General features: G+C 70.5%; 16 protein-coding genes and 1 pseudogene. 11 read left to right on the plus strand and 6 right to left on the minus strand.

The annotated features are described in order from the left end of the window. The first annotated feature begins 39 nt into the window (after window positions 1-39). Complete coding sequence (locus ISU10_RS09255) at window positions 40-825, plus strand: enoyl-CoA hydratase/isomerase family protein (RefSeq protein ID WP_194696098.1); 786 nt, start codon at window positions 40-42, stop codon at window positions 823-825. Here the strand turns inward: ISU10_RS09255 and ISU10_RS09260 are convergent. Together ISU10_RS09260 and ISU10_RS09265 are read right to left on the minus strand one after the other, a co-directional pair. Then, window positions 822-1,514 (minus strand): DUF5995 family protein, encoded by a 693-nt coding sequence (locus tag ISU10_RS09260; protein ID WP_194696099.1) that lies wholly within the window; start codon window positions 1,512-1,514, stop codon window positions 822-824. The genes ISU10_RS09255 and ISU10_RS09260 overlap by 4 nt on opposite strands. Window positions 1,515-1,614: 100 nt before the next feature. Then, window positions 1,615-2,232, minus strand: a complete 618-nt coding sequence (locus ISU10_RS09265) for a dihydrofolate reductase family protein (RefSeq protein ID WP_194696100.1) — start codon at window positions 2,230-2,232, stop codon at window positions 1,615-1,617. 129 nt (window positions 2,233-2,361) lie between these two features. Here ISU10_RS09265 and ISU10_RS09270 point away from each other — a divergent pair, with 129 nt between their 5' ends. The 4 genes from ISU10_RS09270 to ISU10_RS09285 all read left to right on the plus strand — a co-directional run bounded on the left by ISU10_RS09270 (window position 2,362) and on the right by ISU10_RS09285 (window position 6,545). Beyond that, window positions 2,362-3,426: a VanZ family protein gene (locus ISU10_RS09270; protein ID WP_194696101.1), complete on the plus strand. Its 1,065-nt coding sequence runs from the start codon at window positions 2,362-2,364 to the stop codon at window positions 3,424-3,426. 123 nt (window positions 3,427-3,549) lie between these two features. Then, window positions 3,550-3,795 carry a hypothetical protein gene (locus ISU10_RS09275; RefSeq protein WP_194696102.1) on the plus strand — a complete coding sequence of 82 codons (246 nt, stop codon included), beginning with the start codon at window positions 3,550-3,552 and terminating at the stop codon, window positions 3,793-3,795. A 127-nt stretch (window positions 3,796-3,922) separates the two neighbouring features. Next, window positions 3,923-5,758 (plus strand): ABC transporter ATP-binding protein, encoded by a 1,836-nt coding sequence (locus ISU10_RS09280; protein ID WP_194696169.1) that lies wholly within the window; start codon window positions 3,923-3,925, stop codon window positions 5,756-5,758. A gap of 31 nt (window positions 5,759-5,789) precedes the next feature. Next, window positions 5,790-6,545 carry an SDR family oxidoreductase gene (locus ISU10_RS09285; protein WP_194696103.1) on the plus strand — a complete coding sequence of 252 codons (756 nt, stop codon included), beginning with the start codon at window positions 5,790-5,792 and terminating at the stop codon, window positions 6,543-6,545. Here the strand turns inward: ISU10_RS09285 and ISU10_RS09290 are convergent. Continuing rightward, entirely contained in the window at window positions 6,431-7,291 is an 861-nt protein-coding gene (locus ISU10_RS09290) for an SURF1 family cytochrome oxidase biogenesis protein (protein ID WP_194696104.1), read from the minus strand. The two genes, ISU10_RS09285 and ISU10_RS09290, sit on opposite strands and share 115 nt — an antisense overlap. A gap of 39 nt (window positions 7,292-7,330) precedes the next feature. On the opposite strand from ISU10_RS09290, the gene moaA reads away from it, so the two are divergent. Continuing rightward, window positions 7,331-8,326 (plus strand): GTP 3',8-cyclase MoaA, encoded by a 996-nt coding sequence (gene moaA, locus ISU10_RS09295; protein WP_194696105.1) that lies wholly within the window; start codon window positions 7,331-7,333, stop codon window positions 8,324-8,326. A 30-nt stretch (window positions 8,327-8,356) separates the two neighbouring features. Here moaA and ISU10_RS09300 read toward each other — a convergent pair whose 3' ends face one another. Both ISU10_RS09300 and ISU10_RS09305 read right to left on the minus strand, forming a co-directional pair. After that, entirely contained in the window at window positions 8,357-8,572 is a 216-nt protein-coding gene (locus ISU10_RS09300) for an acetone carboxylase (RefSeq protein ID WP_370865053.1), read from the minus strand. A 98-nt stretch (window positions 8,573-8,670) separates the two neighbouring features. After that, window positions 8,671-9,024 carry a DUF3099 domain-containing protein gene (locus ISU10_RS09305; protein WP_194696106.1) on the minus strand — a complete coding sequence of 118 codons (354 nt, stop codon included), beginning with the start codon at window positions 9,022-9,024 and terminating at the stop codon, window positions 8,671-8,673. A gap of 73 nt (window positions 9,025-9,097) precedes the next feature. Here ISU10_RS09305 and ISU10_RS09310 point away from each other — a divergent pair, with 73 nt between their 5' ends. The 5 genes and pseudogenes from ISU10_RS09310 to ISU10_RS24090 all read left to right on the plus strand — a co-directional run. After that, the gene (locus ISU10_RS09310) at window positions 9,098-9,310 is read left to right on the plus strand and encodes a dodecin (RefSeq protein WP_194696107.1); all 213 of its coding nucleotides are present in this window, start codon (window positions 9,098-9,100) and stop codon (window positions 9,308-9,310) included. A 16-nt stretch (window positions 9,311-9,326) separates the two neighbouring features. Continuing rightward, window positions 9,327-10,052: a 3-oxoacyl-ACP reductase FabG gene (fabG, locus tag ISU10_RS09315; protein WP_194696108.1), complete on the plus strand. Its 726-nt coding sequence runs from the start codon at window positions 9,327-9,329 to the stop codon at window positions 10,050-10,052. Between the two features lie 3 nt (window positions 10,053-10,055). Then, window positions 10,056-10,826 carry an enoyl-ACP reductase FabI gene (gene fabI, locus ISU10_RS09320; protein WP_194696109.1) on the plus strand — a complete coding sequence of 257 codons (771 nt, stop codon included), beginning with the start codon at window positions 10,056-10,058 and terminating at the stop codon, window positions 10,824-10,826. Window positions 10,827-10,876: 50 nt separating this feature from the next. Continuing rightward, window positions 10,877-12,577, plus strand: a complete 1,701-nt coding sequence (locus ISU10_RS09325; RefSeq protein ID WP_194696110.1) for a Mur ligase family protein — start codon at window positions 10,877-10,879, stop codon at window positions 12,575-12,577. A gap of 25 nt (window positions 12,578-12,602) precedes the next feature. Further along, window positions 12,603-12,845: pseudogene (locus ISU10_RS24090) on the plus strand (cyclic nucleotide-binding domain-containing protein); the annotation flags it as partial. A 42-nt stretch (window positions 12,846-12,887) separates the two neighbouring features. Here ISU10_RS24090 and ISU10_RS09330 read toward each other — a convergent pair. Beyond that, window positions 12,888-13,832: a metallophosphoesterase family protein gene (locus ISU10_RS09330; protein WP_194696111.1), complete on the minus strand. Its 945-nt coding sequence runs from the start codon at window positions 13,830-13,832 to the stop codon at window positions 12,888-12,890. Window positions 13,833-13,872: the final 40 nt, after the last annotated feature.

A 13,872-nucleotide genomic window follows, 5' to 3' on the forward strand; every position in this document is an offset into this window, starting at 1 on the left:
AGCGGAGGGCGTGCTGACGAATCGGGGATACTCGCGCCCATGACGCCCGAGGAGCTCGCCGCCGCCGGACTCGCCTACGACGTCCGCGACGGCGTCGCGACGGTCACCCTCGACCGGCCAGAGGTGCGCAACGCCCAGACACCGCAGATGTGGCGCGCGCTGGCCGCGATCGGCGAGCAGGTACCCGACGACGTCCGCGTCGTCGTCGTGCGGGGGAGCGGGTCGTCGTTCTCGGCCGGACTCGACCGGGCGATGCTCGATCCCGGCGCGGCCGGTGAGGGCGAGACGGTGGCCGGGCTGCTCGCTCTCGACGACGAGGAGGCCGCGTCGCGGGTCGCGGACTTCCAGCGCGGGTTCACCTGGCTTCGTGACCCGCGGTTCGTGTCGATCGCCGCTGTCCAGGGCTACGCCATCGGTGCCGGCTTCCAGCTCGCCTTGTCGTGCGACCTGCGGGTGCTCACCGATGACGCCCAGCTGTGCATGAAGGAGTCCGCTCTGGGCCTGGTGCCGGACCTGACCGGGACCAAGCCGCTCGTGGCGGCCGTCGGCTATGCCCGGGCGCTCGAGATCTGCGCCACGGCCCGGATGGTCTCCGCGGCCGAGGCCGCGGGGATCGGGCTGGCCAACGTGGTGGTGCCGGCGGCCGAGCTCGACGCCACGGTGGCCGATCTCGTGGCCGCCCTGACCGCGGCCATGCCCGGCGCCGTACGCGAGACCAAGGCGTTGCTGCTGGCTGCCGGTGGTCGCTCCCTCGACGAGCAACGGAGGTTCGAGCGCGAGGCGCAGGTACGCCGGTTCCGCGATCTCGCCGCGATGCTTCGCTAGAGCAGGATCCCTCTGCTCGTCAGCTCGACCGACCGGCTCAGGCCCTCCCGGAAGAGGCGGTCGAGGCGCTCGTTGGCAGACAGCTCCCAGAGCACCTCGGATGTCCTCCAGGCCGCCGCCCGGGCGACGTGGATGCCGAAGGTGGCGAAGCCGTCGTCGACCCGGCCTCCGAGGCGGTCGATGGTCGCGATCACTCCGGTGGAGAACCAGTCCTTGATCTTCTCCTGGGCATCCGCGAGCACCTCGTTGGTGCGGGTGAAGTCGTGGTGCTCCGGGCAGTCCTCGACCGGCTGGCGGTCCAGCTCGGCGCAGGTGGCGACGACGGCGTGGGGGAGGTCGTGGGAGATGTGGGCGTTCATGCCGGCCAGGGCGAACTGGATCGGCAGCGTGCGGTCCCTCCCGCGCGACTCGAAGAGCGGCGCCCAGGCCGGGCTCACCGTCGTGCCATCGGCATCGGCGGCGTAGGCCGCGAAGTACAGGTTGGCGAAGTGCACGTCGAGGCGGGCCAGGAACTCCCCGGCCTCGAAGGTGCTCGCGTCCACTGCTGCGTCGACGAGCTTGGTGACCTCCCAGTACATCCGGTTGAAGTACGCCACGCCGTCGTGACGTGGGAGTGCCGCGTCGATGGCCGCCATCCGCTCGAGGACGTCGTCGATGGACGCCGCCTGGTCCCAGCCGGTGATGGGCATTGGCTCAGCGTAGGCGGAACCACGGCTGTCAGAGGATGTTCGCCGTAGCACCGTGGGCCCGATCTGCTGCGCCGTGCCCGGAATCGGCTTGCCCGCCAGCTCAGCCGACCTCGTAGCGAACGTGGGTGGCCAACGGTGAGTGGCCGACCTCGACCGGAGTGAGCCGGACGTCCCGGACACCGTCGAGCAGCCGCTCGCCAGCTCCGAGAAGAACAGGGGAGATGTCGAGGAAGATCTCGTCGAGCACGCCGGCCGCGAAGGCCTGCCTGATGGTGCTGGCACCGCCGGCGATGAGCACCTCCTGGTCCCCGGCCGCATCGGTTGCCATGGCGTACGCCGCAGCGAAGCCGTCGGTCACGAAGTGGAACGTCGTACCTCCGGCCATCTCGATCGGCTCGCGCTCATGGTGGGTGAGCACGAACACGGGTGCGTGGTAGGGCGGCTCCTCGCCCCACCAGCCGCGCCACTCGCCGTCCCAGGTCTCCCACCCGCCCCGGACGGGGCCGAACATGTTGCGGCCCATCACGTAGGCGCCGCGTGGCTTGGCCAGGTGCTCGCGCGCCGCCACGTCACCAGGCTGGAGCGGCGCGCCGTCCGGAGGGAACATCCAGGCGTGCATGTCCTCCGCGCCGATCCCGAGTGGCTTCTCCAGCGTCTGGTCGGGCCCGGCGAGGTAGCCGTCGAGCGAGATGGTCACGTGGCAGGTGGTGCGGCTCATGTACCTCAGACTGCCCGGCCGGCCTCGACTCATCGACTCCAGGGTGGCTGGCGGACGTGCTGGCCGGGAGGTCCGTTCTGGCTCCAGGGTCAGCTCCCGGATGCGACAGACGACCTAGGCTCTCGCACCGTGGGCGACCAGGGGACCAACGCGGTCGTCGCTCTGCTTCTCGGCTCCGTCGTCGCGGTGCTGCTGTTCATCCCGGTGGCGGCCGTCCAGTACCGACGCGACGGCCGTCTCGGACCGGGCGACCTCGCCGTCCTGGTCGGCGCCGCGGTCTACGGCGTGGCGCTGTGGACCTACACGCTGCTGCCACTGCCCGACGTCGGCGACTACGCCTGCCAGCATGCCCAGACCCGGCTGATGGCCTTCGCCGACGACATCCGTCGGGCAGCAGAGCAAGCTGGCTACGGCGGTCTCGGGACGCCAGGTGAGCTGCTCCGCAACCAAGCCTTCTTGCAGGTCGTGCTGAACGTCGTGCTCTTCCTCCCGTTCGGCCCGTTCGTGCGACTGATCACCCACCGCGGTGTGGCGGTGGCGACCGGCCTGGGCCTGGCGGTCTCCCTCCTCATCGAGGTCACGCAGCTGACCGGCGTGTGGGGCGTCTACCCGTGCGCCTACCGGCTCTTCGACGTCGACGACCTGCTCACCAACACCCTCGGAGCCTTCCTCGGTGCGGTCGTGTCCTATCCGTACGCCGCCCGCAGGCACCGCCGTCTGGGCACCGCTCGCCGTGCGTTGCCGGCGACGGTGTCGGTGGGGCGACGGCTTGCCGCGACGGTCAGCGATGTTCTCTTCGTCGTGCTGGGCGGCACGGCAGCAGCGGCGCTCTGGCGCGGATACGGGGTGTTCGTGCTCGACGAGCACCCGGCGACCGACTCCGGCTCGATGGTCGCCCTGCGGGCGGGCGTGCCGTTCCTGGTCGAGGCGCTGATGGTGCTGATCGCCGGGAAGACGCTCGGGGAGCTGGTGGTGGACCTGCGGACGACGCCGGCGTCGTATGCCCGTCGTCTCGTCAAGCTGCTGACCGGCGTCGCGCCCCTCGTGGTGCTCGCGGTGGTGACCGTGACGGCTGCTCAGGTGGTGCTCGGGGTGCTGGCCGTCGCCTCGGGTGCCGGCGCCTACCTCACCCGTCGCCACCGCGGTCTGTCCAACGCCGTGGCCGGGCTGGAGCTCGAGATCGACGACGGGTGATGTCGCTCGACGATGCGGGCGCCCAGTCAGAGTCCACCCTTCTCATCGCGCGCGGAGGGGCTGTCGGCAGCATCACACACGCGCCACTTTGGATCGATCCAATTTGTCCGGGACACTGGTGGCATGACCCGACTTGTCGATCGAATCGATGCTCTGCATGCGCGCTACGTCGATGGGGTCAACGCGGCCGTCGCTGCCGATGACCTCACCCGCGCCGAGAGCCTGGCCACGGCCTACGACGTCGAGGTGACGCAGCTGGTGGCCGAGCACGAGGGCCTGACCCACCTCCTGCCGCTGCAGCGCCAGGGCCGCCCGGACTCGCGGTTGCGCGCCCGGCTGCGGCGTCTGACCCAGCACCGCGCCGCCTGATCGTCGCTGTTGGCAGGGCGCTGTCGGTGCCCCGCGGAACAATGTCCCTCGCTGCTGGCGTTGGGCCAGCAAGAGCGAGGGGCACGACTTGTCAGGCATCAGCGGCTACGGCCAGGTGTGGCGTCACATGCGCACCGATCGCAAGGACGTCCCCAACCGGGTCGATCGAGGCACGGTGCGCCGGGTGCTCGGGTTCGCCCGGCCCCACCGCAGACTGATCTCGGTCTTCTTGGCACTGACCGTCGTCGATGCCAGCCTGGTCGTCGTCTCGCCACTGCTGGTCCAGCGCATCGTCGACCACGGCATCCTGCAGAAGGACGTCTCGCTCGTCGTCGAGCTGGCGCTCCTGATGGCGGCCACCTCGATGTTCGGGGCGGTCTTGGCGGTGATCGGCGGTTGGCTGTCCTCCCGCATCGGCGAGGGCCTGATCTACGACCTCCGCACCCAGGTGTTCGCCCACGTCCAGCGCCAGTCGCTCGCGTTCTTCACCCGCACCCAGACCGGAGCGCTCGTCTCCCGGCTCAACAACGACGTGATCGGCGCCCAGCGGGCGTTCACCTCGACGCTGTCGGGCACGGTCTCCAACGCGATCTCGGTCGTCGTGGTCGGCGTCGCGATGATCGCGTTGAGCTGGCAGGTGACGCTGGCCTGCCTCCTGCTCTTTCCCTTGCTGTTCCTCACCTCGCGCATGGTCAGCGCCAAGCTCGCCGGCCTGACCCGGGAGCAGATGGACGGCAATGCCGACATGGGCAACGTGATGACCGAGCGGTTCAACGTCGGCGGCGCGATGCTGCTGCGCCTGTTCGGACGGCGTGCCGACGAGGACGCCCTGTTCGCCGGCAAGGCCGCCCGCGTTCGCGACCTCGGCATCCGCATCTCCTTGATCACGCGCATCTTCGGCGCCGCGATGATGACGGTGCCGTCCCTGGCGACCGCGATGGTCTACGGCGTGGGCGGCTACCTCGCCATCCAGGGCGAGCTCACGGTCGGCACCCTGCTGGCCCTGACCACCTTGTTGCTGCGGCTCCTCGGGCCGCTCCAGGGCCTCTCCAACGTCCGCATCGACGTCATGACCGCGCTGGTCAGCTTCGAGCGGGTCTTCGAGGTGCTCGACCTGCCGTCCTCGATCAAGGAGAAGCCCGACGCCGTGGAGCTTCCGGCCACCGCCTCCCGGGTCGAGTTCGACCACGTGTCCTTCCGCTACCCACGAGCCGAGGAGATCTCCTTGGCCTCCTTGGAGGCTGTGGCCCGCACCGAGTCGGCCGACACGGGCGAGGTGCTGCGCGAGGTCAGCTTCGTCGCCGAGCCGGGCCAGATGGTGGCACTCGTCGGTCCCTCAGGCGCGGGCAAGACGACGATCACCCACCTGGTCGCGCGCCTCTACGACGTCGCGTCGGGGGCCGTCCGCGTCGGCGACCACGACGTCCGCGACGTCACCTTGGAGTCGCTCGAGGACGTCGTCGGCTATGTCACCCAAGACGCCCACATGTTCCACGACACCATCCGCGCCAACCTGCTCTACGCACGTCCCGAGGCTGACGACCGCGACATCTGGGCCGCGCTCGAGGCTGCCCAGGTGGCCTGGCTGGTCCGGTCCCTGCCCGAGGGCCTCGACACCGTGGTGGGCGACCGGGGCTACCGCCTCTCCGGCGGCGAGCGTCAGCGCCTGGCCATCGCTCGGCTCCTCCTCAAGGCGCCGTCGGTCGTCGTCCTCGACGAGGCGACCGCCCACCTCGACTCCGAGTCCGAGCAGGCCGTACAGCGCGCGCTGGTGGCCGCGCTCTCCGGACGCACCAGCCTGGTGATCGCCCACCGGCTCTCGACCATTCGCCAGGCCGACCAGATCCTGGTCGTCGACCAGGGTCGGGTCGTCCAGCGCGGCACCCACGCTGAGCTGCTCGCCGAGGGCGGCCTCTACTCCGACCTCTACCGCACCCAGTTCCTCGACGACCTCGTCTCCTGACCGACCCATCGGCCGCGTTAGGGTCGAGCGCATGGATCTCGACCTCGCTGACCGGGTCTACATCGTGACCGGGGGAGCCCGCGGGCTGGGTCGAGCGACCGCAGACGTGCTGGTCGCGGGAGGCGCCAAGGTCGTCATCTCGGGTCGGAGCGAGGAGTCCCTGGCCGAGGCGGCGGGAGCGCTGGGCGAGTCCGCCGTGACGGTCGCCTCTGACAACGCTGACCCGGCGACGCCGGCGCGACTCATCAGTGCGGCTCGAGAGTCGTTCGGCCGGCTCGACGGAGTACTGATCTCCGTGGGTGGTCCGCCGGTCGGCACGGTGACCAGCACGTCCGACGCCGACTGGTCGCGAGCCTTCGAGTCGGTCTTCCTGGGCGCCGTACGCGTGGCGCGTGAGGTGTGCGCTGAGCTGGAGCCGGGCGGGTCGGTTGCCTTCGTACTGTCGTCGTCGGTCCGCTCGCCGCTGCCCGGGCTGGCCATCTCCAACGGCTTGCGGCCGGGCCTGGCGATGGTCGCCAAGACGCTGGCAGACGAGCAGGGACCTCGCGGGGTGCGCGTCAACGGGCTGCTGCCCGGCCGGCTTGCAACCGCCCGCGTCGCCGAGCTGGATGCCTCGACCGGCGACGCGGAGGCCGCCCGTGCCCAGTCCGAGGCGCAGATCCCGCTGGGTCGCTACGGCGAGCCGGAGGAGTTCGGGCGTGCGGCGGCCTTCTTGCTCTCACCCGCGGCGTCGTACGTCTCGGGTGTGATGCTGCCGGTCGACGGCGGGCTGCTGCGCACGCTCTGACGCGCCCGCGGACCTCGCGTCGGGCCTCCGCGCCACTCGTCGTAGGCCAGGTAGAAGAACCCGAAGACCGCCAAAACCCCGAAGAACCACCACTGCAGGCCGTAGAAGAAGTGCGGGCCGTTACCGAGGTCGGGCAGCTCGGCCAGCTCCAACGGTGTCGCGGCGGCCGGGTCCTCGGTTGCGAGGTCGACGAACCCGCCGTACACCTCCCGGTCGATCGCCGGCCCGATCTGCTCGCTCGAGATCGAGCGGGTCGACCCGTCGCTCACGCGTGCGGAGCTTCCGGTGGCGTCGACGCGGACGTATCCGGTGACGGTGACCTGACCGGTCGGGGGAGGAGGTACGTCCTCGGGTACGGCGCCGCTGTTCTGGGTCGCCAGCCAGCCCCGGTCGACCAGGAGGGCCGGCCCGGCGTTGGTCTGGAGCGGCACGACCACGTCGACGCCGGAGGAGCCGTCGCGGGTGCGGTATCGCACGATGACGGTCTCGTCGGGAAGGTAGGTCCCGGTCGCCGTGACCGTGCGCCACTCGTCGTCGGCGTCCACCTCGCGGCCGGGCGCGAGCACCTCGGCGACCGGCGCGGGGTCGGCGTGCTCGTTGCGCTCGACCACCGCGTTGTCGTGCTTGCGGTCGTCGAGCCGATGGAACTGCCAGCGGCCCAGCCACCACGTGGCATAGGCCAGCGCGACGACGACCAGGAAGAAGACCAGCCAGCGTCTGCTCACCAGGAACCGGAGCGATCGCACGCCGCGAGGCTATCCGGGGCCGCCACCTAGACTGGCCGGGTGCCACATACCTTGGGCGACCGCTTCGGTCGCGTCGCGACGGACCTGCGGGTCTCGCTGACCGACCGATGCAACCTCCGGTGCTCCTACTGCATGCCTGCGGAGGGCCTCGAGTGGCTGCCTGACGAGAGCGTGCTCACCGATACCGAGATCGTCCGGCTGATCGACATCGGGGTCCGGCTGCTCGGCATCCGAGAGGTTCGCTTCACCGGTGGCGAGCCTCTCGTGCGCCGCGGCCTCGTCGACATCGTGGCCGGCACCCGGGCCGTCTCGCCCGACCTCGAGATCTCGATGACCACCAACGCGCTGGGCCTGGCCCGCACCGCTCACGCGCTCAGGCAGGCCGGACTCGACCGGATCAACGTCAGCCTCGACAGCGTCCGGCCCGAGTCGTTCCACGCCGTGACCCGCCGCGACAGGCTGCACGACGTCGTCGAGGGTCTGGCGGCCGCCGCCGAGGCGGGCCTGGGCCCGATCAAGATCAACGCCGTGTTGCTGCGCGGGCTCAACGACGCGGAGGGCCCCGAGCTGCTGCGCTGGTGCCTCGACCACGGCTACGAGCTGCGCTTCATCGAGCAGATGCCCCTCGATGCGCAGCACAGCTGGAGCAGGCTCGAGATGGTCACCGCCGAGGAGATCCTCACCAGCCTCGAGAAGGAGTTCGTGCTGTCGCCGGCGGTCGAGCCCCGTGGGAGTGCGCCAGCCGAGCTGTTCCTGGTCGACGGCGGTCCGGCGACCGTCGGCGTCATCGCCTCGGTGACGCGACCCTTCTGCGGCGACTGCGACCGGGTGCGTCTCACGGCCGACGGGCAGGTGCGCAACTGCTTGTTCGCGCGGGAGGAGTCCGACCTGCGCGGGGCGCTGCGCGCCGGCGCCACCGACGAGGAGATCGCCGATCGTTGGGTGGCGGCGATGGCGACCAAGCGCGCGGGCCACGGCATCGACGACCCGACGTTCCTCCAGCCCGACCGGCCCATGTCTGCCATCGGCGGCTGACCCCGGTCGCCTCGGACACTGACTCGTCGGTCAGGAAGGCCCGGGGTCGTCGGGTGCCTCAGCGACCGGCACGACCTCGCGCAAGAACTGCCGGGCACCGAGGAAGGACGCCAGCTGCTCGCGGTGCCCGTCGCACGCGAGCCAGGACTTGCGTCGGTCGGCGGTGTGCAGCTTGGGGTTGTTCCAGACCAGCGCCCAGACGGCGCTTTCCTGGCAGCCCTTCGCGGAGCAGACGGGGGTGCTCACGCGGTCTGACCTCCTGGCAAGAGAGCAAGAAGTGCCGGACAGCCACGGGGGAAGCTGTCCGGCACTTCGGGAGAAGTCTCGCACGCTTTGGCCACTTGTCAAAGGTGGTCCGGACCGGAATCGGCGGCCGATCCCGGCCCTTCTGGGAGCTCGCGCGCAGTCGATGCGCCGTGGACCAGCCCGATCTCCTCGGATTTCGAAGCGCCGGCGTTGGCCATCACCACGGCGATGTAGGGCAGCACCAATGCGGCGACGATGAGGAGCACGCGCAGCCAGGTGATCGTCACGACGATGGCGGCCACGAAGCACACCGTGCGAATGCCCATCGCGAGGAGGTAGCGCTTCTGTCGGGCTGCGATGTCCTCCGCACGGCTCGCGCCGACCGTGGTGATGCGAACTGCCTCACCGGTGTGGTGCCGAGCCACGGGATGCCGGCCTGGGTGCCGGGCCATTCCTCCACTGTACGTCGGTAGCCTGGGCGCTCCACGCCTGGCCCGAGCGGCCGGGCCTGCCCCGGGAGGTCCCTTGTCCAACCGCACCTACCGCGTGACCGAGATCGTCGGCACCTCACCCGATGGGATCGACCAGGCGGTGCGCAACGCCATCGAGCGGGCCGCACGCACCCTGAGGCATGTCGACTGGTTCGAGGTGACCCAGGTGCGTGGCCAGGTCAAGGACGGCGCGGTCGAGCACTTCCAGGTCGGCATGAAGGTCGGCTTCCGGCTCGAGGACGACTGACGCTAGCGTCAGGCGCGTGAGCGACCCAGAGGAGACGTCCGGACGTTCGGTCCTCGTCACCGGCGGAAACCGGGGCATCGGCCGGGCCATCGCCGAGGCGTTTGTGGCCCTCGGCGACCGGGTCGCCGTGACGACCCGCAGTGGGGGAGCTCCCGACGGCTGTCTCGACGTACGTTGCGACATCACCGACCCCGAGGCCGTCGAGGCGGCGTTCGCGGAGGTGGAGGCGGCCCATGGTCCCGTCGAGGTGCTCGTCGCCAACGCCGGGATCACCGCCGACACGCTGCTGGTCCGGATGTCGGAGGACGACTGGTCCTCGGTGATCGACACGAACCTGACCGGTTCCTACCGACTGGCCAAGCGTGCGGTGTCGAAGATGATGCGCGCCCGGCGCGGGCGGATCGTCTTCATCTCCTCGGTCGTGGGCCTGCTCGGCTCGGGGGGCCAGGTCAACTACGCGGCATCCAAGGCCGGCCTGGTCGGGATGGCACGCTCGATCGCCCGCGAGTACGGCGGCCGCGGTATCACCGCCAACGTCGTCGCCCCGGGCTTCGTGGAGACGGACATGACCGATGCGCTGAGCGAGGAGCTCAAGGCGCAGTACAAGGCGCAGGTCCCGCTGGGTCGTTACGGCTCGACCGACGAGATCGCTGCGACGGTCACCTGGCTGGCGTCAGACGGCGCGGCCTACATCACCGGGGCAGTGATCCCGGTCGACGGTGGACTCGGAATGGGGCACTGAACCATGGGCATTCTCGAAGGCAAGCGGATCCTCGTCACGGGCGTCACGATGGACAGCTCGATCGGGTTCTCGGTCGCACGCGTCGCGCAGGAGGAGGGCGCGACGGTGCTGATCTCCAACTTCGGCCGAGCACTCGGGATCACCAAGCGGATCGCCAAGAGGCTGCCGAGCGAGCCCCCGGTGCTCGAGCTCGACGTCACCGACGACGAGCATCTGGCCGGCCTCGCCGACGCCGTGCGCGAGCACGTCGACGGCCTCGACGGCGTCGTCCACTCGATCGCCTACGGCAACCCCGAGACGATCTTGGGCGGCAAGTTCCTCGACGGACCCTGGCCCGACGTCGCCCAGGCGGTGCAGGTCTCGGCGTACTCGTTGAAGTCGCTGGCCACCGCGTGCCGTCCGCTGATGTCGAGCGGGTCCTCGATCGTGGGGCTGACCTTCGACGCGACGATCGCGTGGCCGGCCTACGACTGGATGGGCGTGGCCAAGGCGGCGCTGGAGTCGACCAACCGCTACCTGGCCCGCGACCTCGGCCCCGAGGGGATCCGCGCGAACCTTGTGTCGGCCGGCCCCATCAAGAGCCTGGCCGCCAAGGCCATCCCCGGCTTCGAGAACCTCGAGTCGATGTGGAAGGAGCGCGCGCCACTGGGGTGGGACGAGACGGACCAGACACCCACCGCCCGGGCGGTCGTGGCCCTGCTCTCCGACTTCTTCCCCGCCACGACGGGCGAGATCGTGCACGTGGACGGCGGCTTCCACGCGATGGGTGCCTGAGGTCCGTTCGGCCTCGCCGCCCGTCCGGAGGCTCCGCTAGCGTGCCGGGCGTGACGTCCCTCGTCGAGCTGCGGGTCCTCGAAGGGCCCAACCTGTACTTCCCGCGAGCGGCGATCAAGCTGACCCTCGACATCTCGGGCCTGGCCGACGTGCCGACCGACAAGGCGAGACGGTTCGCCGCTCGGATCGGGCTGCGCAACGCTCGGCCGGGGGAGCCGGGCAGCGGATTCCGCCAGCGGTTCGCTGCCCGTGCCGTGTCCCGGCTGGTGCGTTCGGTGGCTCATGAGTCGGGGACCAGCCGGCTCGCCGTACGCGTGCGGACAACGAGCGACCCGCACCAGCTCGTCGTCGCCTACCCCTGGCGTCACCGCGAGCGGGCCCAGGAGATGGGGCGGGCGGTGGCGGAGGTCCTCGACGAGCTTCCCGGCGCCGAGGTGGACGAGGTCGTCGGGCGAGCGGCCCAGCGGGTGGCCGACAGCCCCGACGGCTCGGGCCCGACGACGATCACCCCCAAGATCCCCGTCGTCGCGGTCACCGGCACCAACGGCAAGACCACGACGAGCCGGATGATCGCGCACATCGCGCGCACGTGGGGCAAGCACGTGGGCTGGTCCAACACTGACGGCATCTACATCGACGGCGTGCAGGTCGAGGCCGGCGACTACTCCGGTCCGAGCGGCGCCGGGCGGGTGCTGGCCCATCCCGGCATCGAGCTCGCCGTCACCGAGACGGCGCGGGGCGGGATCCTGCTCAAGGGCATCGGCCTGACCCGCAACGACGTCTCGGTCGTCACCAACGTCAGCGCCGACCACCTCGGGCTGCAGGGGATCGACACCCTCGACCAGCTCGCGGAGGTCAAGGCGGTCGTGCCCCACATCACCCGCAAGAGCGGCTGGGCCGTGCTCAACGCCGACGACCCGCGGGTCTTCGCGATGCGCCAGGTGATCCGCGCCCGCCCGTGGGTGTTCTCCCGTGACCCCGACTCACCGGCCGTCCGAGAGATCCTCAATCATGGCGGCCGGGCCACCAGCGTCATCGACGGCTGGGTCTCGGTGCTCACCCCGCATTCCGACGCACTGCCGGTCGTCGAGCTGGTCGACGTACCGATGACACTCGCGGGGCTCTCGCGGTTCAACGTCGAGAACACGCTCGCCGCGACGTCCGCGGCCCTGGCCATCGGCATCCCGGTCGAGGCGGTGGTGGAGGGGCTGAGGACGTTCAGGCCGGATGCCGAGCACAACCCGGGCCGGATGAACTTCTTCTCCGTGAACAACCCCGCCGGCACGTTCTCCGTGGTGATGGACCTGGCCCACAACGAGGCTGGGCTCGAGGCGATGTTCGAGATCATGAACGGCGTACGTCGGCCCGGTGCGCGCATCCTGCTCGGCCTGGGTGCCGTGGGAGACCGGCAGGACGAGCTGCTCGAGCGGCTCGGCGAGATCGCGGGCATGGGCGCCGACGTCGTGGCCATCGGCCACAAGCAGAAGTACCTGCGGGGCCGCGACCAGCAGGAGATGGACGGCCTGTTCCGGGCTGGCCTGGAGCGGGTGGGCATGACCGACGTGGCGTCCTACGACACCGAGGTCGAGTCGCTGGCGGCACTGGTCGAGCAGGCACGGTCCGGCGACGTCGTCGGCCTGATGTGTCACGCCGAGCGTCAGGAGGCCTACGACTGGATCGCCGCCCGAGGTGGCACGGCCGACGACCCGGCGACACTGGCTGCCAAAGTTCGGGCGGCGCGCGGCGACTGATCCCGGGAGAGACACACTGGAGCCCATGACCGACCTGCTCGAGCTCAGCACCGGCTACCCCGAGACCACGTTGGCCCAAGGCGAGGTCCTCGTCGAGGAGGGTGCGGCGCCGGGACCCATCTTCGTGCTGGTGTCGGGCGAGCTCCAGATCGAGCACGACGGCGTCCCCTTCGCCCGGGTCGACTCGCCTGGGGCGGTCTTCGGCGAGATGTCAGCGGTTCTCCAGCGACCTGCGACGGCGACCGTGCGCGCCATCGGTGAGGTCACCGTGCGGCGGATAGCCGACCCTCTCACCTTCCTCACCCAGCAGTCAGGTGCGGCGCTGGCCGTGCTGCGCACGACGGCCTCGAGGCTGGACGGCCTGACGCAGTACCTGGTCGACGTGAAGCAGCAGTTCGCCGATGCCGGCGGTCACCTGGCCATGGTCGACGCGATCCTCGACCAGCTGGTGCACCACCAGGGGCCCAAGCCACAGACGGGCTCGGCTCGCGACCCCGAGGGCGACCACACCCACTGACCCGGCCGGGGCGCAGCCTGAGGCGAGGACCAGGCTGTCGCGGTCGGTGATGCCGAACCAGTCGGCCGTGCCGGCGTCGGTGTCGAGGGTGATGTGAGCCGGCGTGTTGCCGATCATCTTGCCGGGGTTGAAGACCCAGGTCCTCCCGATCTGCGCGTTCCAGGAGCCGTCCGTCGCCCAGGGAGACTGGTGGATGTGCCCGCACATCACGTAGTCGGGCTGGTGCTGCCCGATCCACTCGGCAAGCTCGTGGTCGGGGAACGTACGTCGGCCGTCGTGGCAGAGCGGGGTGCCGGCGGGAGGTGCGTGGTAGATCCAGACCCAGTGGGCCGGGCGTGTGCGGGCCGCCTCGGCCAGCTGGACGCCGACCTCGTCGCGGGTGATCGGGCCGTCCCACCAGGGGCACACCGTGAACCTGGTGTCGCCGACGTCGACCGAGGCGCCGTCGACGTGGAGGTCGCCGTGACCGATGCGGCGCAGCCACGTGGCCATCTGCTCGCCGTGCCAGCCGGGGCCGTCGAGGTCGTGGTTGCCCGAGGCCACCAGCAAGGTCGTGTGCTCCGCGATCCGCCGCAGGTACTTGGCGATCACGACGGTCTGCACGTCGTGGGGCACCGGGCTGACCACGTCGGCGAGGTCGCCCGCGATCACGACCACGTCGGCCCGGGCTGCGTTGTCCACGAGCCAGTCGAAGTGGGGCAGCCGGTAGTGGAGGTCCGACACGACCAGGATGCGCATGCGCCGATCCTCCCTCACGCGTCGCGCGGGTAGGACGGGT

It is taken from the genome of Nocardioides agariphilus, from assembly GCF_015352445.1.
Taxonomy (GTDB): Bacteria; Actinomycetota; Actinomycetes; order Propionibacteriales; family Nocardioidaceae; genus Nocardioides; species Nocardioides agariphilus.

Excerpts from the sequence above, each read along its gene's own strand:
- ISU10_RS09280 (WP_194696169.1), top strand. The coding sequence starts at position 3,923 with ATGCGCACCGATCGCAAGGACGTCCCCAACCGGGTCGATCGAGGCACG.
- ISU10_RS09330 (WP_194696111.1), bottom strand. The coding sequence starts at position 13,832 with ATGCGCATCCTGGTCGTGTCGGACCTCCACTACCGGCTGCCCCACTTC.
- ISU10_RS09285 (WP_194696103.1), top strand. The coding sequence starts at position 5,790 with ATGGATCTCGACCTCGCTGACCGGGTCTACATCGTGACCGGGGGAGCC.
- ISU10_RS09275 (WP_194696102.1), top strand. The coding sequence starts at position 3,550 with ATGACCCGACTTGTCGATCGAATCGATGCTCTGCATGCGCGCTACGTC.
- ISU10_RS09305 (WP_194696106.1), bottom strand. The coding sequence starts at position 9,024 with ATGGCCCGGCACCCAGGCCGGCATCCCGTGGCTCGGCACCACACCGGT.
- ISU10_RS09265 (WP_194696100.1), bottom strand. The coding sequence starts at position 2,232 with ATGAGCCGCACCACCTGCCACGTGACCATCTCGCTCGACGGCTACCTC.
- ISU10_RS09260 (WP_194696099.1), bottom strand. The coding sequence starts at position 1,514 with ATGCCCATCACCGGCTGGGACCAGGCGGCGTCCATCGACGACGTCCTC.
- fabI (WP_194696109.1), top strand. The coding sequence starts at position 10,056 with ATGGGCATTCTCGAAGGCAAGCGGATCCTCGTCACGGGCGTCACGATG.
- ISU10_RS09255 (WP_194696098.1), top strand. The coding sequence starts at position 40 with ATGACGCCCGAGGAGCTCGCCGCCGCCGGACTCGCCTACGACGTCCGC.